Source organism: Craterilacuibacter sp. RT1T (assembly GCF_023502145.1).
Classification (GTDB): Bacteria; Pseudomonadota; Gammaproteobacteria; order Burkholderiales; family Chromobacteriaceae; genus Craterilacuibacter.
Genome location: NZ_JAMFLI010000002.1, coordinates 352,584 through 374,031, shown reverse-complemented (window position 1 = coordinate 374,031; position 21,448 = coordinate 352,584). Strand labels below are relative to the sequence as shown.

Sequence of the window (21,448 nt, the reverse complement as noted above, 5' to 3'; positions counted from 1 at the left end):
TGCAACAAGGACACCCTTGTTTACCATGCGCCGCCGACAGGCTCAACCCGTTTCGTATACAGTATTCCTCGTATTGATGACAGAGCTATTACCCGGCACTACGCCTCGGCCACCTCGCCCTGCTGCTGCAAAGCCCACATTTCGGCATAGCGCCCGCCTTTTTCCACCAGTGCGCGGTGCGTGCCCTGCTCCAGCACGCGCCCGTGATCCAGCACCACAATCTCGTCGGCGTCGACCACGGTAGACAGGCGGTGCGCAATCACCAGCGTGGTGCGGTTGGCCGAGATGGCCGCCAGTTCCTGCTGAATGGATTTTTCGGTACGCGAATCCAGCGCGCTGGTCGCCTCGTCGAAAATCAGGATGGGCGGATTTTTGAGAATGGTGCGGGCAATAGCCACGCGCTGTTTTTCGCCGCCGGAAAGCTTGAGGCCGCGCTCGCCGACCATGGTGTCGTAGCCATCGGGCAGACTGACGACAAAATCGTGGATATGCGCGCTTTTGGCTGCCTCCACCACCTCGTCCTGGCTGGCGCCGGGGCGGCCATAGGCGATGTTGTAGCCTATGGTGTCGTTAAACAGCACCGTATCCTGCGGCACGATGCCGATATGGGCGCGCAGGCTGTCTTGCGTCAATGCGCGGATATCGCGGCCATTAATGCTGATGCAGCCCTGGTTGACATCGTAAAAGCGGAACAGGAGACGCGACAGCGTCGATTTGCCGGCACCGGACGAGCCGACCACCGCCAGCGTCTTGCCTTCGGGAATCGTCAGGCTGACGCCATGCAGAATCTGGCGTTTGCTGTCGTAGCCGAAATCGACCCCGTCAAAGCGCACGCTGGCGCTACGCGTCGCCAGCACCTCGGCATTGGCGGCATCATCCACCTCGGCGCCCTCATCCAGCAGGGAAAACATGCGTTCCATATCGGCCAGCGAGTGGCGGATTTCGCGATAGACAAAACCGAGAAAATGCAGCGGCGACCATAACTGGGTCAGGAAGGCCGACACCAGCACTACATCGCCCACGCTCATGCTGCCGCCCACCACCCCTTGCGCCGCCATCACCATCACCGCGGTCACGCCAAAAGCGATAATCACGCCTTGGCCGGCATTCAGCATGGACAGCGACACCTGGTTTTTCACTGCCGATTTTTCCCATGCTGCCAGCCCCGCATCGTAACGCGCGGCTTCTACCCCCTCGTTGCCGAAGTATTTCACCGTCTCGTAATTGATCAGCGCATCAATCGCCTTGCTATTGGCCTTGGAGTCCAGCTCGTTCATCGAGCGGCGAAACACCGTGCGCCACTCGGTAACCAGCAGGGTAAAGGTGATATAGACGGCAATGGTGGCAAAGCTGACGATGGCAAACCACACATCGTAGCGCACCAGCAAAATGCCGATTACCAGCGCAATCTCGATCAGCGTCGGCAGGATATTGAACACGGTGAAATTGAGCAAAAAGCCGATGCCCTTGGTGCCGCGCTCGATATCGCGGCTCATGCCGCCCGTCTGGCGATTCAGGTGAAAGCGCAAGGACAGGCGGAACAGATGGTTGAAGATCTGCCGCGCCACCTGACGGATCGCGCCCTGTATCACCCGCGCAAACACCGCGTCGCGCATCTCGCCCAGCACGCTGGACAGCAAGCGGGCAATACCGAAGCCGGCCAGCGCCATCACCGGCACCGCCAGCGCGCTCGCCGGTACCGACAAGGCATCGACAATATCCTTGAGGTAAAGCGGCACGGTCACGGTCGCCACCTTGGCCAGAATCAGGCAGGACAGCGCCAGCAGCAGGCGGAATTTGAACTGCAGCAGATAAGGCAGCAGCGTTTTTAAGGTCTTGACGTCGTTACGGTTGCTTGGCGCCGGGCCGGTATGGCTAAATCTCATGACAAAAACTTGCCTATTCGTGACAGTTTGACCAAGGTGAATAAAACACCCAAGGCCAAACTGATGTGGATTTTATTGCTGGAAGCACTATTCGCCCTGTTGCTGGGCGGCTTTATCGTCTGGTGGACCTGGCCACGGGGTTAAGGCCAGCCCCGCGCCCGCGCGCTCAATGCAGCATGCGCGGCAAGACCAGATGGAACTCGGGAATGTCGGCATCAAAACGCTGGCCATCGTCCGCCTGCATCTGGTAACTGCCGCGCATCTGGCCCCACGGTGTGGTCAGCTGCGCCCAGCTGCTGTACTCGAACACCTGGCCGGGCGCCAGATGCGGCTGCTCGCCAATCACGCCCTGACCGCGCACCTCTTGCTGCGCACCATGCGCATCGCTGATCAGCCAGTGGCGACTGATCAGCGTCGCACCGATCGTGCCCAGATTGCGGATACGCACCTGATAGCCAAAAGCGTACTGGTCATGGGCAATATCGGACTGCTCCTCGATAAAAAAAGCACTGACTTCAACCTCAACTCGGTACTGCTCGCTCATATCCCGTCCCCCGGCCTGTCCCGACAATGGTTGCATCATAACCTGTCCCGGCGGGCTTGCCTGCAACAAGCATCATCCCGCCCCTGACACCCCGCCTTAGGCAATTGACATCACGATGGCGAATGGCGAGAATCAGCCGCCGCCCTGTAGCGGTTTTCCTGCCTTTGCCCATGACCGCGCACACCTCCCGCCTTAAACTGCCCTCACGCAAACATGCCGCCATTGGCGCCGGCTGCGTACTACTGGCCATCGCCGTTGCCGCCTTGCTGTTCTCAGGCGGGCAGACCCTGCCCGGCGCGCAAAACACTCCGGAGCTGCTCGCACCCTATACGCCTTCTTCCAATGAAGACAGCGTCAGCGCTTATACGCCCAAGCCCCACTCCAATACCGTGACCATCCTGCCTCGATCCGCCAGTGTGCGCGCCAGCCAGCCTGACCTGTCCGCCAGCGATGCGCTCGCCGTTCTGCCAGACGAAGAAGTCACCATCGTGGAAGAGGCAAGCCCGCCAGAGACCGCGCCGGCCGACGCCCCCGCCGCCGAGCCTGCGCACTAAGCGGCAATCCGCCATGGCCGCTCAGGAACAGGGGCGTTACAATAGCAGCCCCATCCTACCCTGCCGACATCATGAATTTCCGTATCGCACCCAGCCTGCTTTCCGCCGACTTTGCCCGTCTGGGCGATGAAGTCAAAGATGTGATCGCCGCCGGCGCCGACATCATCCACTTCGACGTAATGGACAACCACTACGTCCCCAACCTGACCATAGGCCCGCTGGTCTGCGAAGCCATCCGCCCGCACACCACGGCGCCGATCGATGTGCACCTGATGGTCAAGCCGGTCGATGCGCTGGCCGCGATGTTTGCCAAGGCCGGTGCCGATATCATCACCTTCCATCCGGAAGGCTCGGAACATATCGACCGCACGCTGGGACTGATCCGCGACGCCGGATGCAAGGCCGGCCTGGTATTCAACCCGGCCACCAGCCTCAGCTACCTTGACCATGTGATGGACAAGATCGACATGATCCTGATCATGTCGGTTAACCCCGGCTTTGGCGGGCAGAGCTTTATTCCCGAAGCGCTGAACAAGATCCGCGCCGCACGCGAGCGCATCGACGCCTACACGGCAAAAACCGGACGCGAAATCTGGCTGGAAGTGGACGGCGGGGTCAAGGTCGACAATATCCGCGAAATCGCCCAGGCCGGCGCCGACACCTTTGTTGCCGGCTCGGCCATCTATGGCCAGCCCGATTACAAAGCCGTCATCGACGCCATGCGCGCCGAACTGGCTCAGGCAGGCCGCTAATGCGTCACGGCATCCTGCTTAGCGGTGCCTCGCGCGGCCTGGGTGCCGCACTGGCGCGCACGCTCGCAACAAAAGACAGCGATCTTGTCTGTATCGCGCGCCAAAGCGATGAAACCCTCACGCTGCCCGAGGGGGCACGCTTAGCCTGGGTGCAGGCGGATCTGGCCGACACCGCCATGCTGCCCTTGCTGGCCGAGCGCGCACTGGCGGCACTGGGTCAAGGCCCGTTCGCCACGCTCACGCTGATCAACAACGCCGGCACCGTCGCACCCATCGCCCCGTGCGGGCACTACCCGCAAGGCGCCGCCGAGCACGCGCTGGCGCTGAACACGCTGGCGCCCATGCTGTTATGTAATGCGTTTTTAGCCTGGGCGGCCGGGCGCGGCGCCGAGGTGCGCATCCTCAATATCTCGTCCGGCGCGGCCGCCTCGGCCATCGCCGGCTGGAGCGTGTATGGCGCAAGCAAGGCCGCGCTGGACCACTTCAGCCGCTGCGTGGCGGCCGAGCAGGCGTGCTTGCGTGATGGTGCGCGCGTGGTTTCGCTCTACCCCGGCGTGATTGACACCGCCATGCAGGGCGAAATCCGCGCAGCCGACATCGGCCACTTTCCGTCGCGCGCCCGCTTTGACGCGCTCAAGGCCGATGGCGCGCTCAGCACGCCCGAAGCGGTGGCACAGCGCATCGCGGCTTTTCTATACAGCCCGGCCTTCGGCAGCGAACCGGTGGCCGACATCCGTAAACTTTAAACTGGCTGGAACACACCATGGATTTAAAACACATCAAGGCCGTTGCCTTTGATCTGGATGGCACGCTTTGCGATTCCATCCCCGATCTGGCCATCGCCGCCAACAAGATGCGCGAGCATCTGAATCTGGCACCACTGGCCGAAATGCGCATTCAGGAGCATGTCGGCGACGGCATCGCCAGCCTGGTACACCGCGCGCTGACCGATGAGCGCGACGCAAAGGCCGAGCCGGCACTATGGGAGGCGGGCTACAGCTACTTCATCCGCTATTACCGCGACCATCTGGCTGACCACACCCTGCTCTACCCCGGCGTAAAAGACGGCCTGGCCTTGCTGAAGGTGCTGCGCCTGCCGCTGGTGGTGATCACCAACAAGTCCGAACGCCTCGCCGTGCCGCTGCTGGAGATACTGGAGCTGGGCGACTTGTTCTCGCTGGTGATCGGCGGCGACACCCTGCCGGAGAAAAAACCGTCGGCCATGCCGCTGCAACACACCGCCATGGTGCTGAATCTCAAGACCGAAGAAATCGCCATGGTCGGCGACTCGATCAACGACATTCTGTCGGCACGCGCCGCCGGCAGCCCGGCCATTGCGGTGAGCTACGGCTATGCCGATGCGGCCAATCTGGGGGCCGATATTGTGCTCGACAGCCTTGCCGAACTATACGATTTAATGAAAAATGGGTGACAATAGAAATTCTTTAATGAAAAGAAGTTAAATCATGTGCTCACTCCCGGTTTTCCGGCGCGGTCGATGGCGTAGCTCACAGCCCTGACCCACGCCTTATTCCACCGCCGTTTTCCAACCGGGAGCTTGACATGCAACACGAAGAATTCAGCCGCCTCGCGGCCCAAGGTTATAACCGCATCCCTGTCGTACTCGAGCTGTTTGCCGACCTCGACACCCCCCTGTCGGTCTATCTGAAACTCGCCAACGCGCCCTATTCCTACCTGCTGGAATCGGTAGTCGGCGGCGAGCGTTTCGGCCGCTACTCTTTTATCGGCCTGCCTGCCACCACCCGCCTGCGCGTCAACGGGCTCAAGGTGCAGGTGGAGTATGGCGACAAGGTGATCGAACACCACGAAGGCGACCCGCTCGCCTTTATCGAAACCTTCCAGTCGCGCTTTCGCACCCCGCCCAGCGACGAGTTACCGCGCTTTAGCGGCGGCCTGGTCGGCTATTTCGGCTACGACACCGTGCGTTATATCGAAAGGCGGCTGGCGGCGGCGAAAAAGCCCGACCCGGCCGGCACGCCCGACATCCTCCTGATGCTGTCCGAAGAGCTGGCCGTGGTCGACAACCTCAGCGGCAAGCTCACGCTGGTGGTGTACGCCGACCCGGCCATGCCCAATGCGCTGGCCAAGGCCCATGCCCGGCTGGCACAACTGCGCGCCCGCCTGCGCGAACCGCTGGCCATGCCGCTGTCGCTCCCGTCTGCGCCCACCCAGGCCCACTCCGAATATGGCCGCGACGCATTCAAGGCGGCGGTAGAACAGAGCAAGCACTACATCCTCGAGGGCGACATCATGCAGGTGGTGCTGTCGCAGCGCATGGCCATGCCGTTTAGCGACTCGCCCCTGGCGCTCTACCGCGCGCTCAGGAGCCTCAACCCCTCGCCTTATATGTTCCTCTACCACTTCGACGACTTTCATGTGGTCGGCGCTTCGCCCGAAATTCTGGTACGGCGCGAACAGGACACCGTCACCGTGCGCCCGATTGCCGGCACCCGCGTGCGCGGCAAAACGCGCGACGAAGACGAAGCACTGGCAGCCGAACTGTTGGCCGACCCCAAGGAAATCGCCGAACACGTCATGCTGATGGATCTGGGGCGCAATGACGTAGGCCGCGTCGCCCATACTGGCAGCGTCAGCATCACCGACAATATGCTGATCGAGCGCTACTCGCATGTGATGCACATCGTCTCCAGCGTCGAAGGCAAGGTCGCGCCCGAAACCAGCAATATCGCGGTGCTCAAAGCCACCTTCCCCGCCGGCACCCTGTCCGGCGCCCCCAAGGTGCGCGCCATGGAAATCATCGACGAATTCGAACCCTCGGGCCGCGGCGTCTACGGCGGCGCCGTCGGTTATCTGGGCTTTAACGGCGACATGGACCTGGCCATCGCCATCCGCACCGCCGTGATCAAGAACGACACCCTGTACGTACAATCCGGCGCCGGCATCGTCGCCGACTCGGTACCCGAATCGGAATGGCAGGAAACGCAAAACAAAGCGCGCGCGGTGATTCGCGCGGCGGAGTTGGTGCAGGCGGGGCTGGATGGATGATCATAAAACTGAGGGAGAGAGAATTTAGGCTGCCTGCTTATTTTTGTAGTGAAAGGCAACAGAATATCTCCCTCGAAGATTAAACAATTTGCAGCAGGCCGCCGCAAACCAACAGCACTACAAACTCATCACAATCCGATGCACAGAATAAGACCTGCTAAAAAAACCTCTACTTCCCGCCACCCCCTGCGAGGCAGGCCAATTTTTTACCGAAGGCAGTCTGAAAATTTGTTGACATATCAAAATGACCGTATAAAGCAAAAAAATACTGCCGGCGAAAAAAAACCTAATTTTGACTTAAACTGGGCTTCCTTTTTGGCGCTTAGTCTCACAATTTTAACAGCCGTATATTTTGGCGCAGGGAAAGCATATCGAGAAAGCTATTTTGCAAGCTTTGGAATCCCTGACACAGCGATTCCACTCCCATTCCACGACATCATCTACCTCGGACTCATCAAGCAATCATCCATACTTATAACAACGCCAATTCTAGCAATTTACGCAACGGGGTTTATTGCCATCACTATCGGAGCTCTAACCTGGTCAACTGGAAAAATACCAGGTCGGATAGAAAAATTGGGACGGGCATTCATAAAAGAACAAGACAAAACAAACACACTATCACCCCCAAAAAAATTAATCACAATATTAGATACAATATATTTCATAACGTTATTTGCGGGAGCAATATTACTAACTGAAATAGTATCGTACGCTTTCATTATTGAAGCAGCAAAGTTAGGCAAAAAAGAGGCTCAAGAAGAAATATATAAAATCTCACACCAAAGAACAGAAAAAATAAAACCCCCATACATCACCATAGAGCGCACAAACAGTGGAAAAACCATAAGCTAATCCGGATTTATGATTGGCTGCTCCGAACGGGCGTGCGGACTATACTCACAAAATAACAATATAAAATCCGGAAAAATAATACAAATAGACGGATCCACATCTTTCAGAACCGACCTTGAAAAATAAAAGCACATAGCACGTAGGGTGGGTTAGGCCGCAGGCCGTAACCCACCGACTATTTGCAAGGCGCAATTTTCTGTGGATTACGCCGCCGTTGGCGGCTAACCCACCCTACAAAATCAACCACGCCAATGGGGAGCCACCTCACCCCCGTAGCCGCAAGCCGCGGCGAAGCTGGCCGCCAAGGTTTTAAGCCGCCTCCTGTTTGAGCGGATCGCGGTAGCGAGCCGCGAGTTAGGCGGCGCCTTGGCGGGCGGCTTGGGCGCGGGGTTTCGCAGCGGCTTCGGGTCGCCTTTTCTTTCGGGTATTTCTTTTGGCGAGACAAAAGAAATACCCCCGTCCGCCGCGCGGAAGCGGCAATCCAATACGTCCGCGCAGCGGACTCCACCCTGACCTCTGGCTGTGTGATGGGTTACGCCGCTGGCAGCGGCTAACCCATCCTACAAAAACCCCACGAACCCGCCGCGCCAATGAGAAGCCCCCACCCCAAAGCACGTAGGGTGGGTTAGGCCGCAGGCCGTAACCCACCGACTATTTGCAAGGCGCAATTTTCTGTGGGTTACGCCGCCGTTGGCGGCTAACCCACCCTACAAATCCACCACGCCAATGGAGAGCCACCCAAGCCCCGTAGCCGCAAGCCGCACCCAAGCCGCCCGCCAAGGTTTTAAGCCGCCTCCTGTTTGAGCGGATCGCGGTAGCGAGCCGCGAGTTAGGCGGCGCCTTGGCGGACGGCTTGGGCGCGGGGTTTCGCAGCGGCTTCGGGTCGCCTTTTCTTTCGGGTATTTCTTTTGGCGAGACAAAAGAAATACCCCCGTCCGCCGCGCGGAAGCGGCAATCCAATACGTCCGCGCAGCGGACTCCACCCTGACCACTGGCTGTGTGATGGGTTACGCCGCCACCAGCGGCTAACCCATCTACAAAAACCCCACGAACCCGCCGCGCCAATGGGAAGCCCCCACCCCAAAGCCACTACGCTAACCACTTCGCCCCCTATCCCGCTGCAAACGCTCCAGCGCCGCTTGCGCGGCATCAGCCGAATGGCTGCCACGCTTGACTTCATAAGCCAACAGCCGCTGAGCCAGCGCCACATCCCCGCCCACGGCCCGCAGCAAACTGGCGTAGGCATCAAGATTAACCTGCGCATCAGGCGCTTGAGTCGGCGCAAAGGATTTAGATGACGCCGGCTGCGGGCGTGCCGACCGCTTAGCCGCTGCAGGCCGCCTGCGTAAAGGAAAGACAAACAGCAGCCCGGCCGTCACCGCGAGCACCTGTGCGACAAACTTTACATCCTCCCGAACCGGGCCTGACAGCCGGGCGGGCGCAGCCTGCGCCACGGGTGGCACCATCTCGGCGGCAGGCGGGCCGTCCGGCAGCGCGGGCAGGCGCGAGACAGAACGCACATCACGCTCGGCTGCCTCCCACACGGCGGAGGCCACCGCCTGCTGACCCAGCCCATCGGCACGCCCCCTGACCGGGCGCAGCACACTGAACTCAATGGTGTAATGGCCCACCCCCTGCCCCAGCACCCCGCCACGATTGACATAGCGCCCCGGCTGCAAATCCATGGCCGGCCTGACCCCGCTATAACGCCCCAGCGTACCGTCCGCATGGGCGACAAGCACATAGCCGGCGTCGTCATGCGCCTCGGCCCGCACCACGATGCCGTCGCGCGCGACCAGTACCGCCTCGCCCAGCACCGCCCGCCCTTGTGCGCTGCCCGCAGCAAGCGCCCCCATCGCAGGAATAGGCCGCAAATACGGGTAGCTATCCTGATGCTGCGCCGAAGCCAGTCCGGGCTGGCTTTGACGATTGAAGCTGACCTGCGCACCCGGTGCCAGCCTGATCTCGGCAATCACCCGGCGCACTTCTTCCGGCCTGATTTCCACTTGCATCGGCCACGCTTGTGTCGAGGCTTGCAAGGCCCAGGCCGGCGTGACTTCAATCTGCACCGTCTCCGCCCAGCGCCCGTTGCCCGACAGCGCAAGCTGGGTACGGCCATCGGGCAAGTGTTCGATAAACAACGCCGACGCCCATGCGCCGCCCCCCAACATGGCCAGCAACAGCCCCAATGCCAAACGTGCGCCACGCCAGCCATGCTTAGTCAAGGCGCTGCCCTCCTTTTACCAGATAAGCCGCTTCGATTCGGCTGGCGTCTTTCTCTACCCCCAGACCGGAATTTTTCGCGGTGGGCTCCAGCGCAAAGCAGTTGCCGGCGCCGGCAATTTGACGGCCCGCTTTGCCTTGCAGTGCTTCGGGGATTTGATCGAAGCACGCCATCGGATAGACATGCCCCGGCTCGAACGCCATCACACTACGGATGCCCAGCGTTTCCAGCAGACTGACGGCGAGGATGGTTTTATCCTCGCAATCGCCTGCCTGCGCCGCCAGCGTCTGCCGTGGCGGCTTGATATAGTCGCGCCCGCCATCCGGATCGTTGCGGTAATCGATACGGTCGGCGACAAAGCGCGCGATGCTGTCCGCCTCGCAAGCCTGATCGCGCGTGGCGCAGCCCCTGACCAGTTGTGAGGCCAGCACATTGATTTGCGCATCGCGCGCATCTACGGCGGCGAGGTAATCCCGGTGCGGCTCGCTGCGCAAAGTGCCGGCAGGCGCCTGCCAGATGGCCGCAATACCGGCAAGCTTCAGCGCCCCCGCTTCCGGGCTGCGGTCGTATAGCAGCAGGCATACGCTGAGGCCAAACATGGTCAGCATCACTTTCCAGACAGCATCGAATGTTGCGCGGTAGTAACGCAGCACCAGCCAGACACACAGCACCGCACTCCATAGCGCGGCAGTTCGGCCAAGGTAGGGCATCGCCCACTGGCTGGCCGGCAAGGCCAATACCAGTACGCCCAGCAAGATCAGTACGGCGGGAGGCTGGCGCCGCGCGCCGGATAACGGCGCAGCACACTGCCCGCACACCGGCCGGTGCGACGCCGCACGCTGCCGATCAATGCGGTTGGCACGCCCGCACTGTGGACACTTGCAATAAGAAAAATCTTCCGCCATTCATTTGCCCCATGACTCACGCAGCCACTATCCAAGCGGACGATAAACTGCGCCCGGCTGCGAACTATCTGCGCCGCAACAGTCTGCGCGGCAGCAGCCAGACCGGCAGCAACATTAAAAGTGCGGACAGGCCCAATGCCAGCCATGCCGGCAACCCCAGACCAAAAGCCAGGGAAAAACCCAGCGCCTGACAGGCTTCCAGTGGTGCCAGCAATAGCTGCAAGCCGGACAGCCCGGCATAGCCGTCCAGCAAGGCCGCTTCGAAATAGAGAATGGCCAAGCCAAATGCCACATAGATCAACCGATACGCCATGCACCACCCCCAGTCATAAATAAATGTTATCTTAACAGCATGCACCTCCGACATCTGCCGTTTGATATCGGCCTGTTGTGCTTTAGCCAGCCCCAGTTCGCGCAAGCGGGCCCGCGCCGTGACGCGCCAGACCATCGCGCCCCACTGCGGCCCTTGTCCTGTCCTACGCTGGTGAGGCCAGCCTTTTCTCTCATTTCCACCCCGTTTCAGTTAAGGAGCAGAGCATGCGACAACTGTGGATGTTTTTATGGGCGCTTGGCCTCGCCACACTGAGTGGCTGCGGCTACAACACCCTGCAATCGACCGACGAGCAGGTGAAAGCGAACTGGTCCGAGGTGTTGAACCAGTACCAGCGCCGCGCCGATCTGGTGCCCAATCTGGTGCGCACCGTGCAAGGCTATGCCAGCCATGAAAAAGACGTCCTGCTCCAGGTCACCGAGGCGCGCTCGCGGGTGGGCAGCATGCAAATGACGCCTGAGCTGGCGAATGATCCGGCGGCGCTTGCGCGTTTTCAGCAGAATCAGGCGCAACTGGGCGGCGCGCTGTCGCGCCTGCTGGCCGTGGCGGAAAGCTATCCGCAACTGAAGTCGGACACCGGCTTTCGTGACTTGCAGGCCCAGCTGGAAGGCACGGAAAACCGCATTACCGTGGCGCGCAACCGCTACATCAAGGCGGTGCAAGCATACAATCTGAGCGTGCGCAGCTTTCCCTCCAACCTGACGGCGATGGCCATGGGTTATCAGGTCAAACCCAATTTCAGCGTGGAGAACGAGCAGGCCATCTCTACCGCGCCGACCGTCGATTTCGGTAACAATCCCGCCACTCCTGCACCGGTGCCGGCGCAATGATCAGCCTGCGCGTGCGGCATCTGCTCGCGGCGCTTGCCCTGTTGCTGCCGCTATGGGGTGGGCTGGCGCATGCGCAGCAGGTGGCCATACCGCCCTTGAACGCCCATGTCACCGACCTGACCGGCACTTTAAGCCCCGAGCAAAGCGCGACGCTGGAGGCCCGGCTCGCCGCGTTTGACGCGCAAACAGGCAGCCAGATTGCACTCTTGCTGGTGCCCACAACCGGCGATGAAACCATAGAGCAATACGGGCTACGCGCGGCCGAGCAATGGAAGCTGGGGCGCAAGGGAGTGGATGACGGGGCGCTGCTAGTGGTCGCCAAGGACGATCGCGCCTTGCGCATCGAGGTCGGCTACGGCCTGGAAGGGGCGCTGAACGATGCCACCAGCAAACGCATTATCAGCGAAGTGATCGTGCCGGCTTTCAAACAGGGCCAGTTTTACGCCGGGCTGGAAGCCGGCCTCAGCCGCATGATGGCGGTGATTCAGGGCGAAGCCTTGCCCGCCCCCAAGCCGGCGCAGCCATCCCTGCAAACGCAGCTGTCCGAACTGGCGCCGCTGCTGCTGATGGCGGTGTTTATCGGCGGTGCCGTATTGCGCAGCCTGATCGGGCGCTTGCCGGCGGCGCTGCTCACCGGCGGCGGCATCGCCATCGCAGTGTGGCTGATTTTGGGCGTGGGCATCCTCGCCCTGCTGGCCGGCCTGATGGCTTTTGTCCTGACCCTCATGGGCAACATGGCCGCTTATAGCCGCAGCGGCTCGGGACGCAGTCGCGGACATGGCGGAGGGTTTGGCGGCGGCTTCGGCGGAGGCGGCGGGGGTTTTGGCGGCGGCGGCGCCTCGGGGAGATGGTAATGACGAAACTGACACGCATCGTGCGCCACCTCAGCTTAAGCAGCTGGCAGCTCAGGCGCTGCTTTGGCCCTGCGCTACTGGACACCATCGAACACGCCATTCGCGCAGGCGAGCAAAGCCATGGTGCCCAGCTGTGTTTCGCGGTAGAAGGCGCACTGTCCGGGCGCGCCCTGCTCGCCGGCACGCCGGCGCGTGAACGCGCGATCGAGGTGTTTTCACGCTTGCGCGTATGGGACACCGAGCACAATAACGGCGTACTGATCTATCTGCTGCTGGCAGAGCGTGATGTCGAAATCGTTGCCGATCGCGGCATCAGCGCACGCGTGGCGCCGGCACAATGGGAAGCAATTTGCCACACCATGGAAGCCGCCTTTCGCCAGGGGCAGTTCGAGCAGGGATCTCTTGCCGGCATTGCAGCGCTGACGCAGCTGTTACAGCAGCACTACCCGGCAAACGGCACGGCAAAGCCCAATGAACTTGCCGATCGGCCTGTCGTATGGTGAGCGCGGCAAACTGGCTGCTGCCTGCGGCCCTGCTCTTGCCTGCAGGCGCGCAGGCCTTTGACTGCCAGCGTGCGGCCAGCCTAAGCGAGCGGCTGATCTGCGCCGAGCCCGCCCTGATCGCACAGGACAAGGCGCTCGCCACCCTCTATCGTGCCACGCTGGCCGCCTCGCCCAAGCCCGCTTTACTCAAGACGCAGCAACGCGCCTGGCTCGCCGGCACGCGTGATCGCTGCCGCGAGGTGTCCTGCCTGAGCGCGGCTTACCGCACACGACTGCAGGCACTGAATTCGGCGTGGCGCAATTTGAGCGACACCACGCTGGGCATCGCCTTTCCTTACCCGCTCAGCCGCCCGCCCAGCCGCGGCTGTCGTGACAGCAAAAACTGTATCGCACTCGGGGGCGACCCTGCACCCAGCTTGAGTGCCGAAGTGTTTAGCGGCGCTTGGGAAAACATCGCGACGCAGCAGGCGGTATTCGAGCGCACGGCGCAAGGCTGGGTCGCGCACGGGCGTAACGGCAGCTATCCGGCGCATGCCCTGCATGGCAAAGGCTGGCAAGGGTTGCTGGCGGTGGTGGACTGCGGCATCAGTGACAGCCAGGGCTTTCATGGCGCAGCGGGAGAATGCTTGTGGGCGGTCGTGGGTAATGGCCGGCGCGCCGTGGTATTCGATAGCCAGGGCCTCGGCGGCAATGATGATGCCAGCCGCTACAGCATTAGCCAGCTCAGGTTCCTGCCCTGAGTTGTCCTAGACTGGGGGCTTCTACCCTGCGGGGCATTGCCATGAAAACGCTAGTCGACATCCTGACCCCTTTACTTCCCAAGGCCAAACCCGAATACCTGCAAGCCTTGCGCGAAGGCGACGCGCTGCTGAATGCGTACGAACTGAATACACCGCTACGGCTTGCCCACTTTCTGGCGCAGATGCTGCACGAAACCGGCGGCTTGAGCGTGCTGCGCGAAAACATGAATTACAGCGCACCGCGTTTAAGCCAGATTTTTGGCGTAGGCCAACATAGCGCCGCCATCACCCCGGCGCAGGCGGCCGCACTCGCCGGCCACCCCGAGGCGATTGCCGAGCGCGTTTATGGGCTGGGCAATGCGCATAAAGCCCGGGAGCTGGGGAATACCGAAGCGGGGGATGGTTTTCGTTTTCGCGGCAACGGCCTGCTGCAAACCACCGGCCGCGGCAACCACCGCCGTATGGGAGACGCCTGCGGCGTCGACTTCGAAACCCACCCCGAATGGGTGACTGCGCCTGCGCATGCACTCAAGCCGGCACTCGCCGAGTGGCGCGAAGGCAAACTGAATGCGCTGTCCGACAAAAACGATATGCGTGCCATCACCCGCGCCATCAATGGCGGCTACAACGGTTTAGCCGAGCGCAAGGCCTGGTTCGCCAGGCTGTGGCCCTTATTGCAAAGCAGTGATCAAGCCGCGTGGCAACGCGCCGATACGGACGATGACAGCCGCTGCTTGCAGCAGGCGTTAAATGATCTGGGGGCGAACCCCAAGCTGAAGGTGGATGGGCGCTATGGCCCGGCGACAACACGCGCGGTGCGCGCCTTCCAGCAAGCCGCGCACATCAAGGCCGACGGCATTGCCGGGCCCGTGACGCGCGCAGCCATCAAATTGCGGCTGGCCACACTCAGGTAAGCCGCCGCTTAACAGCAAGCCATGCGGCGTCAGCAGGCGCTGCATGGCTGCAGGGCCTTAAATCAGACCTTACCGAAGTATTTCTCGTAAATTTTCTGGTAAGTGCCCTCTTCCTTCACCTTGCGAATGCCGCCATTGATTTTCTCCAGCAGCTCGGTGTCGCCCTTGCGCACGGCGATACCGTAGTACTCCTTGTCAAAGTCTATGCCCTCGATCACGGCCAGTTTGTCGCCACCGTTATGGGTGATGAAGTTCGCCACGACACCGTTGTCGCCGATGGTGGCTTGCACGCCGCCGTTCTCCAGCTCCTTGAGTGCCAGATCGAGTGACTCGAAACGCTTGATATCGGTACTGGTCGCGCCCATCAGTTTCTGGGCAATGGTGTCGCCGGTGGAGCCGGCCAATACCGAAACCTTCATCCCCTTCAGCTCTTCAGCCTTGGCAATGTTCTTGCCAGAAGGCAGCACGACCAGTTGGGTCGCTTCAAAGTAAGGTTCGCTAAAATCCATGGAGGCCTTGCGCTGCTCGGTAATGGTGATCGCCGACATCAGAAAATCGCTGTCACCATTGGCCAGGCCGTTAAAAATCCCTTCCCAAGGGGTATTGCCCATCTCGACCTTCATCCCTGCTGCATCGGCAACCGCCTGCGCCAGCTCGATCTCGAAACCCTGCAACTTGCCATCGGCAGCCACCGATTCAAACGGTGCAAATGCCGCATTCACGCCCATGCGATACACCTTATCGGCCCCCGCCCCGCCTTCGGCCACGGTATCCGTCTTGCCGCCACACGCGGCCAGCACCAGCGTCAATACGACGGCAAGGCTCTTGATATAACGCTTCATTTTTATCTCCTACAGGTCATCAGCAAGGTCAGCAGTGGATGGTCTATCCCCGGAGCGCGTCGCTCCAATGGATAAATTATCCAATTTAGCTAGATGATATTGTATAGGAATGACGTTAGCCAATCACATTCGCAAAAAATCACTATCAAAAAACAGGCATTTTGGCGGGGAAGATCGCGATGCGAGTTCGAGTACGGCCCGCTTGCTGGGCAGGCAAATCCAGGCTCCACGCTAAAATTCAGTCGTCCAACACAAGACGGATGGCATAACGATAAGATAAGATTGTAAATTCTCACTTATTTTAGTTGCGGTTGCCATGACCCCGTTTTTGCTGTCACAGATCTGCATTGCCATCGCAATGTGCTTCGATGTCATGACATTCCAGTTCAAGCAGCGCAAGCATGTGGTGTATTGCCTGGTTTCAGCCAACGTCTTGATCGGCCTGCACTTTTTCCTGCTGGAGCAATGGACGGCGGTGCTATTAATGGCGATTGCCGCTTTACGCAATACGGTCAGCCTCTATTTCAACTCGCGGCGCATCATGTTCGGCTTTATCGGCCTCACCCTGATTGCAACGGCCATGACCTACCAAAACGCCTTGAGTTTGCTGGCCGGCGCCGCGGCCTTGTTGCCGAATATCGCCATGTTCAGCGGCTCGGATAAAAGAATGCGGATTTTGCTGATGGTGAGTACCTGCATCTGGATCTTGCATAACAGTCTGGCGGGCTCGCCCATGGCTATTTTGATGGAGGTGCTCTTTCTGGCCGGCAATCTGGTCGGCTATTACCGCTTCTATCTGCATAGCAAGCACCGGCTCGCCTGAGTGCGGCAGCAATAGCCATCATGTCATCCATGAAAAAGCCCGGGCATGCTCTCCCGGGCTTTTTACAATCAGGCGGCACGGCCGCCGCATTTATCAGGCGCTCTGGTTGTCGTCTACCAGACGGTACAGCCAGCCACCCAGCACGCCCCCGACCAGCGGAGCCAGCCAGAACACCCACAACTGGGCAACCGCCCAGTCGCCGACAAACAAGGCCACGGCGGTACTGCGCGCCGGATTCACCGAGGTATTGTCGACCGGAATCGAGATCAGGTGGATGAGCGTCAGGCACAGGCCGATGGCCAAGGGCGCAAAGCCGGCCGGCGCTTTCTTGCTGGTCGAACCCATCACCACAAACACAAACATCATGGTCATCACGATCTCGCAGATCATCACCGCACGCAGATCGTAACCGCCTGGCGAGTGTTCACCGTAGCCGTTGCTGGCAAAACCACTGGCCAGATCGAAACCGGCCTTGCCGCTGGCAATCAGATAGAGCACGCTGGCAGCAATCAGGCCGCCTATCACTTGGGCAATGATATAAGGCAATACCTTATTGGCCGGGAAACGCCCGCCAGCCCACAGGCCGAGCGAAATCGCCGGATTCAGATGGCCACCCGAAATCGGGCCGATAGCGTAGCAGGCCGTGACTACCGTCAGGCCAAACGCGAGCGCCACGCCGGCAAAACCAATACCCAGTTCAGGAAAGGCGGCCGCCAGCACTGCGCTGCCGCACCCACCCAAAACCAGCCAGAAAGTACCAATACCCTCAGCGAGATAGGCTTTCATATTCATCTCCGTTTCAATTTAATATATTAGCATTTGATTATATCACTTGCTATTTCATGCATCCAGTTGCCGCCCCAATGCACCGGACAAACATGCCAGCACATGATGCCGACTTGCACGGTTGGCATGCAGCATCCCTTCTTCATCCAGCGTGCCCCCCTGATTGATATAGCCCAAAGCGTGCCAAACGCGCGCCCGCCTGGCCAGCGGCCACAAAATACCGCTCATGACTTCGGGCCGGGTGTGGCTCAGCAACAGGCGCACACTACCGGCAGGAAAGGCTTGCTCGCAGGCCTCCGCCTTCAGGCAATACGCCGCCTCTGGCGCATCCCGCGCTGCACGCAAACGGGCGGGTTCAATCAGCGCAATCACCTCGTGCGCCACGCCGTGCCGTACCAGCACCGCAGAGACGGCCAGCATCTCGTTCAGTTGCGCCGCACCGATGGCCAGCAATTGCACATCCTGCGACTGCTCGCCGCCATGGGGAATGCGTACCCAGCCCTGCGCCAGCGCCTGCTCTGCACCCGCCATATCCAGATGCTGTGGCTGCACCCGCTTGGGCACAACAAGGTTGCATACCCGTCCATGGCTGCGGTAACAGGACAGCAAGGCAGCCACCGCCGTGGCCGCATCAAACGGAAACAACACCCGGCAACTATCGGCCATCTCGCCCAGCAAGGCCTCGGCCAGGGTGGTGTCCTGATGCGACTGTTCGTTCTTGCCGTTTTCCCAGGTATGTGAGGTCGAGATCACCGGCACCGACAACCAGCGCGGCGCGCGGCCGGCCGCACGCAGATGGCGGGTAAAAATCACCTCCTGGCGGATGGCGCCCAGCATCTTGACGGCAAACGCTTCATAGCTTGCCACCAGCGACAGCCCGCCCTTATTGGCCAGCGCCGCACACACCACAGCCTCCTCGTTCAGCGCGGTAATCACACAGCCATCCTGCGCCTCGGCAATGCCGGCTTCCGGCGCCAATACCCGGTGTTTGAGTTTGTCCAAGGTGCGGCACAAATGGTTGCTGCGCATCTCGTCCGGGTTGCCCACCCGCACCCGCAGGCCGGGGTTGGCCTCGATCAGCGCGCAAAATGCGCCATCCAGCGCATCCATGGGGGACGATGCGCCGCCAGACTCCAGCGCCGGTAACGGGCATTGAGGAATGGGAACATCCCGGCAAGCCAGCGCATTATCGCGCTCGCGCACCCGGCCTTGCCGGGCATGGCCCGATAGTGCGGCACGCGCGTCCTGTATGGCGGGCAGGCGCTGATAGAGCATGGCGGCCCCCGCGTGAAACTCGGCACGCGCCGCCGCATCAAGAGAAGGATTGCCACATAAAGGCAGATTGTGCGCGGCATTCGTGCCGGCGCCGGGAAAGCCCCAACCCTTGACCGTCTCGGCCACGATATACGGCAAAGGCAAAGGCAGGACAGCGCGCCCGGCGGCGACTGCTTCTGCCGTGGCTTCCAGCCTGTCTTCGGCTTCGAGAATGGCGCAGGCAAAAGCGGCCGGATCGCGCCCGTCTATCAGCATGGGGGCAAAGCCGTTCAGCGCCAGATGGCGGCAAAACCAGTCCACGCCGTCGGGGCGGCCCATACTGGTTTTCTGATCGATACGCCGGCCGTTGGCTATCATCACCGGCACCACCAGCCCGCTATCGCCTCCCCGCCACCAGCGGCTCATCCAGTCACTACCGCGTTGCTCTTCGAATGCGCCATCGCTCAGAAAAGCCACCAGACGCTCGCCCGGCAAGGGCATGTGTACATACTGCAACTCGGCAAAGCCCAGATAGCCGCCCTCGATCAGGCCGCCCGCAGTATGGGCATTGACATGACTCCCCAGCGGACAGTCTGGCTGATAAGAGTAGAAATCACTGGCCAGCCGGCTAAGCCCCGCCTCGGACACGGCGTAACGCGCCGCATGCGCCGGGCTCATATTGTCCAGCAACACATTGCAAGCATCGATGGCGGCCACACAATGCCCCTGCCCCATCAGCCAGGCGCGGGTATGACCCGTCAGCGCATTGGCCGCCATATAGCCCAGATAGGCGAGCACCATATTGAGTGAACCGCCGGTGTGTCCCTCCGGCTGCAGCTTGAAGTCGGCAATATCCAGCGCCCGCCCATCCAGATACACCCGCCTGGCGTAGGTCATATGCGCGACCAGCCACATGCCGGCACAAGCCAGCACATCGGCAGCGTGCAGCTGGGCATACACCGCCGCGCGGCTGTTTACTTTGCCCGCTGCCAGCAGACGCCCGGCCAGTTGATAGACTGCCAGCTGGCTTGCACTGCCATGCACAACAGGCCCGACCCCTCTTGCCCATGCCGCAAAATCCGCATCCGCCGCACGATACTGCGCCGCCTCGCGCTCGCCCTGAAACTGCCGGGCCTCCTTGTCCATCACCATGCGCCCCTCCCGATCTGGCCGGCTACGCTGCGTAGCCATAGCTATGAGCATAGCCAAGGGAAGACTGGACATGAAAAACCCGGCCTATAGCCGGGTGGTCAGAATCAAATGCGCAGGGCTCAGATGCTGCGCCAGATCAAGCCGACCAGGGCATAGCTGACACCGGACACAAAGCAGATACCAAATATATTCAGCGCAAAGCCGGCTTTCATCATCGACTTGATTTCCATATGACCGGTACCAAAGACAATGGCGTTAGGCGGCGTCGCCACCGGCATCATAAAGGCGCAACTGGCGGCAATCGCGGCGGGAATGGCCAGCATCTCCGGCGGCAGCCCCTGCGACACGGCCAAGGCACCCAACAGCGGCAAAAAGGCGGCGGCCGTAGCCGTATTGGAGGTCACTTCAGTCAGGAAGGTAATCACCGCCACGATCAGCAACACCAGAGCCACGCCCTCGAACGCCGACAAGCTGCCCAGCGCCGTCGCAATCCACGCCGCCAGCCCGGTGCTACTGATAATGCCGGCCAGCGACAGGCCGCCACCGAACAGCAGCAAAATACCCCAAGGCACTTTGCCGGCATGCTCCCAATTCATCAGGAATACGCGCTTTTTGGCATCAACCGGAATACAAAACAGGGCCAGCGCAGCGGCCATGGCGATACTGGTATCGTTGGCTTCGGGAATGACTTTGGCCAGCATGGGCTGAAATATCCAGGCCAGACTGGTCAGCACAAACACCACCGCCACCATTTTCTCGGCCTTGCTTAGCGGGCCCAGTTCGGCAATTTGTCTGGCAATCAGCCCTTCGGCTTCGGCCGTATCCAGCTTGAAGTTTTTGCGCGTCAGCCACCACCAGGTAAACAGCAACATGCCGCAAGCAACCGGCAGGCCGATCAGCATCCATTGGCCAAAGCCGATGTGCACGCCATAGCTGTCTTTAAGAAAGGCAGCCAGCAAGGCATTTGGCGGCGTGCCGATCAAGGTGGCGATACCGCCTACGCTGGCAGCGTAGGCAATACCCAGCAGTAAGGCAGTAGCAAAAGCCTGTTGCTCCGAGGTCTCGTCATCCTGTGTCAGCAAAGCAATCACCGACAGGCCGATCGGCATCATCATAATGGTGGTGGCGGTATTGCTGACCCACATGCTGAGAAACGCCGTCGCCAGCATAAAGCCGGCAATCTGGCGGCGCGGCTGGTAACCCACGGCGCGCAGCGTCAACAGCGCGATGCGTTTATGCAAATTCCAGCGCTCCAGCGCCAGACCGAGGATAAAGCCGCCCAGGAAAAGGAATATGGTCGGATTGGCGTAAGGCGCCGATGCGGTCCTGATGGTGCCCAAACCCAAGAGCGGGATCATCAGGATAGGTAATAAGGCGGTCGCCGGAATCGGAATCGCTTCAGTCGACCACCAGGCCGCCATCAGTAGCGCCAGGCCGACGCAGCGCCAAGCCTCAACCGACATGCCATCCGGTGGCGAGGTGATCAGGGTTGCAGCAAGCAGCAGCAGGCCCAGCACAAAACCCGCCCATGCTGTCCAGCCCATTTCCTGCGCTACATCCTGCCGATGTTGCGAGACTTTGTTCATACTTTTCTCCAAAGTAGAATGATTTTTATTGCAATCTTTCTATGAGGATAAAGTAAAAGCACAATCTATCTCAAGTAAATTTTATT

The 21,448-nt window shown here is 60.6% G+C and carries 22 protein-coding genes; 13 read left to right on the top strand and 9 right to left on the bottom strand.

The window, feature by feature from the left end:
- Positions 1-98: 98 nt before the first annotated feature.
- Positions 99-1,886 (bottom strand): ABCB family ABC transporter ATP-binding protein/permease, encoded by a 1,788-nt coding sequence (locus tag M3P88_RS05570; RefSeq protein WP_249615050.1) that lies wholly within the window; start codon positions 1,884-1,886, stop codon positions 99-101.
- 9 nt (positions 1,887-1,895) lie between these two features.
- On the opposite strand from M3P88_RS05570, the gene M3P88_RS15910 reads away from it, so the two are divergent.
- On the top strand, positions 1,896-2,030 hold the full coding sequence (locus tag M3P88_RS15910) for a hypothetical protein (protein WP_283773118.1): 135 nt from the start codon (positions 1,896-1,898) through the stop codon (positions 2,028-2,030).
- Between the two features lie 22 nt (positions 2,031-2,052).
- Here M3P88_RS15910 and apaG read toward each other — a convergent pair whose 3' ends face one another.
- Positions 2,053-2,430, bottom strand: a complete 378-nt coding sequence (gene apaG, locus M3P88_RS05565; protein WP_249615049.1) for a Co2+/Mg2+ efflux facilitator ApaG/CorD — start codon at positions 2,428-2,430, stop codon at positions 2,053-2,055.
- Positions 2,431-2,552: 122 nt separating this feature from the next.
- On the opposite strand from apaG, the gene M3P88_RS05560 reads away from it, so the two are divergent.
- The 6 genes from M3P88_RS05560 to M3P88_RS05535 all read left to right on the top strand — a co-directional run bounded on the left by M3P88_RS05560 (position 2,553) and on the right by M3P88_RS05535 (position 7,618).
- Positions 2,553-2,984: a hypothetical protein gene (locus tag M3P88_RS05560; RefSeq protein WP_249615048.1), complete on the top strand. Its 432-nt coding sequence runs from the start codon at positions 2,553-2,555 to the stop codon at positions 2,982-2,984.
- A gap of 68 nt (positions 2,985-3,052) precedes the next feature.
- The gene (gene rpe / locus M3P88_RS05555; RefSeq protein WP_249615209.1) at positions 3,053-3,736 is read left to right on the top strand and encodes a ribulose-phosphate 3-epimerase; all 684 of its coding nucleotides are present in this window, start codon (positions 3,053-3,055) and stop codon (positions 3,734-3,736) included.
- Positions 3,736-4,482, top strand: coding sequence for an SDR family NAD(P)-dependent oxidoreductase (locus tag M3P88_RS05550; RefSeq protein ID WP_249615047.1), 747 nt, complete (start codon positions 3,736-3,738; stop codon positions 4,480-4,482). Before rpe ends, M3P88_RS05550 begins: the two co-directional genes overlap by 1 nt.
- Positions 4,483-4,499: 17 nt before the next feature.
- Entirely contained in the window at positions 4,500-5,168 is a 669-nt protein-coding gene (locus tag M3P88_RS05545) for a phosphoglycolate phosphatase (protein WP_249615046.1), read from the top strand.
- A 131-nt stretch (positions 5,169-5,299) separates the two neighbouring features.
- The gene (gene trpE / locus M3P88_RS05540; protein ID WP_249615045.1) at positions 5,300-6,763 is read left to right on the top strand and encodes an anthranilate synthase component I; all 1,464 of its coding nucleotides are present in this window, start codon (positions 5,300-5,302) and stop codon (positions 6,761-6,763) included.
- 48 nt (positions 6,764-6,811) lie between these two features.
- On the top strand, positions 6,812-7,618 hold the full coding sequence (locus tag M3P88_RS05535) for a hypothetical protein (RefSeq protein ID WP_249615044.1): 807 nt from the start codon (positions 6,812-6,814) through the stop codon (positions 7,616-7,618).
- A gap of 1,094 nt (positions 7,619-8,712) precedes the next feature.
- Here the strand turns inward: M3P88_RS05535 and M3P88_RS05530 are convergent.
- The 3 genes from M3P88_RS05530 to M3P88_RS05520 form a co-directional block, all read right to left on the bottom strand.
- On the bottom strand, positions 8,713-9,843 hold the full coding sequence (locus tag M3P88_RS05530; protein WP_249615043.1) for a M23 family metallopeptidase: 1,131 nt from the start codon (positions 9,841-9,843) through the stop codon (positions 8,713-8,715).
- The gene (locus M3P88_RS05525) at positions 9,836-10,747 is read right to left on the bottom strand and encodes a transglutaminase domain-containing protein (protein ID WP_249615042.1); all 912 of its coding nucleotides are present in this window, start codon (positions 10,745-10,747) and stop codon (positions 9,836-9,838) included. The genes M3P88_RS05530 and M3P88_RS05525 overlap by 8 nt, the downstream gene beginning before the upstream one ends.
- A 64-nt stretch (positions 10,748-10,811) precedes the next feature.
- Entirely contained in the window at positions 10,812-11,060 is a 249-nt protein-coding gene (locus M3P88_RS05520; RefSeq protein WP_249615041.1) for a hypothetical protein, read from the bottom strand.
- Positions 11,061-11,284: 224 nt separating this feature from the next.
- On the opposite strand from M3P88_RS05520, the gene M3P88_RS05515 reads away from it, so the two are divergent.
- The 5 genes from M3P88_RS05515 to M3P88_RS05495 are packed head-to-tail and all read left to right on the top strand — an operon-like array spanning position 11,285 to position 14,919.
- Positions 11,285-11,908 carry a LemA family protein gene (locus tag M3P88_RS05515; RefSeq protein WP_249615040.1) on the top strand — a complete coding sequence of 208 codons (624 nt, stop codon included), beginning with the start codon at positions 11,285-11,287 and terminating at the stop codon, positions 11,906-11,908.
- A complete protein-coding gene (locus M3P88_RS05510; protein ID WP_249615039.1) occupies positions 11,905-12,762 on the top strand; it encodes a TPM domain-containing protein in 858 nt (285 codons plus the stop codon). Before M3P88_RS05515 ends, M3P88_RS05510 begins: the two co-directional genes overlap by 4 nt.
- The gene (locus M3P88_RS05505) at positions 12,762-13,265 is read left to right on the top strand and encodes a TPM domain-containing protein (RefSeq protein ID WP_249615038.1); all 504 of its coding nucleotides are present in this window, start codon (positions 12,762-12,764) and stop codon (positions 13,263-13,265) included. The genes M3P88_RS05510 and M3P88_RS05505 overlap by 1 nt, the downstream gene beginning before the upstream one ends.
- Positions 13,259-14,005, top strand: a complete 747-nt coding sequence (locus tag M3P88_RS05500) for a lysozyme inhibitor LprI family protein (protein ID WP_249615037.1) — start codon at positions 13,259-13,261, stop codon at positions 14,003-14,005. Before M3P88_RS05505 ends, M3P88_RS05500 begins: the two co-directional genes overlap by 7 nt.
- A 41-nt stretch (positions 14,006-14,046) precedes the next feature.
- On the top strand, positions 14,047-14,919 hold the full coding sequence (locus M3P88_RS05495; RefSeq protein ID WP_249615036.1) for a peptidoglycan-binding protein: 873 nt from the start codon (positions 14,047-14,049) through the stop codon (positions 14,917-14,919).
- A gap of 62 nt (positions 14,920-14,981) precedes the next feature.
- Here M3P88_RS05495 and M3P88_RS05490 read toward each other — a convergent pair whose 3' ends face one another.
- On the bottom strand, positions 14,982-15,761 hold the full coding sequence (locus M3P88_RS05490; protein WP_249615035.1) for a basic amino acid ABC transporter substrate-binding protein: 780 nt from the start codon (positions 15,759-15,761) through the stop codon (positions 14,982-14,984).
- A 316-nt stretch (positions 15,762-16,077) separates the two neighbouring features.
- On the opposite strand from M3P88_RS05490, the gene M3P88_RS05485 reads away from it, so the two are divergent.
- Positions 16,078-16,584 (top strand): YgjV family protein, encoded by a 507-nt coding sequence (locus M3P88_RS05485; RefSeq protein WP_249615034.1) that lies wholly within the window; start codon positions 16,078-16,080, stop codon positions 16,582-16,584.
- 93 nt (positions 16,585-16,677) lie between these two features.
- Here the strand turns inward: M3P88_RS05485 and aqpZ are convergent, their stop codons facing one another.
- The 3 genes from aqpZ to M3P88_RS05470 all read right to left on the bottom strand — a co-directional run bounded on the left by aqpZ (position 16,678) and on the right by M3P88_RS05470 (position 21,362).
- Complete coding sequence (gene aqpZ / locus M3P88_RS05480; RefSeq protein ID WP_249615033.1) at positions 16,678-17,370, bottom strand: aquaporin Z; 693 nt, start codon at positions 17,368-17,370, stop codon at positions 16,678-16,680.
- 54 nt (positions 17,371-17,424) lie between these two features.
- Positions 17,425-19,776, bottom strand: a complete 2,352-nt coding sequence (locus M3P88_RS05475; protein ID WP_249615032.1) for a phosphoketolase family protein — start codon at positions 19,774-19,776, stop codon at positions 17,425-17,427.
- Positions 19,777-19,895: 119 nt separating this feature from the next.
- Complete coding sequence (locus M3P88_RS05470) at positions 19,896-21,362, bottom strand: SLC13 family permease (RefSeq protein WP_249615031.1); 1,467 nt, start codon at positions 21,360-21,362, stop codon at positions 19,896-19,898.
- Between the last annotated feature and the right edge of the window lie 86 nt (positions 21,363-21,448).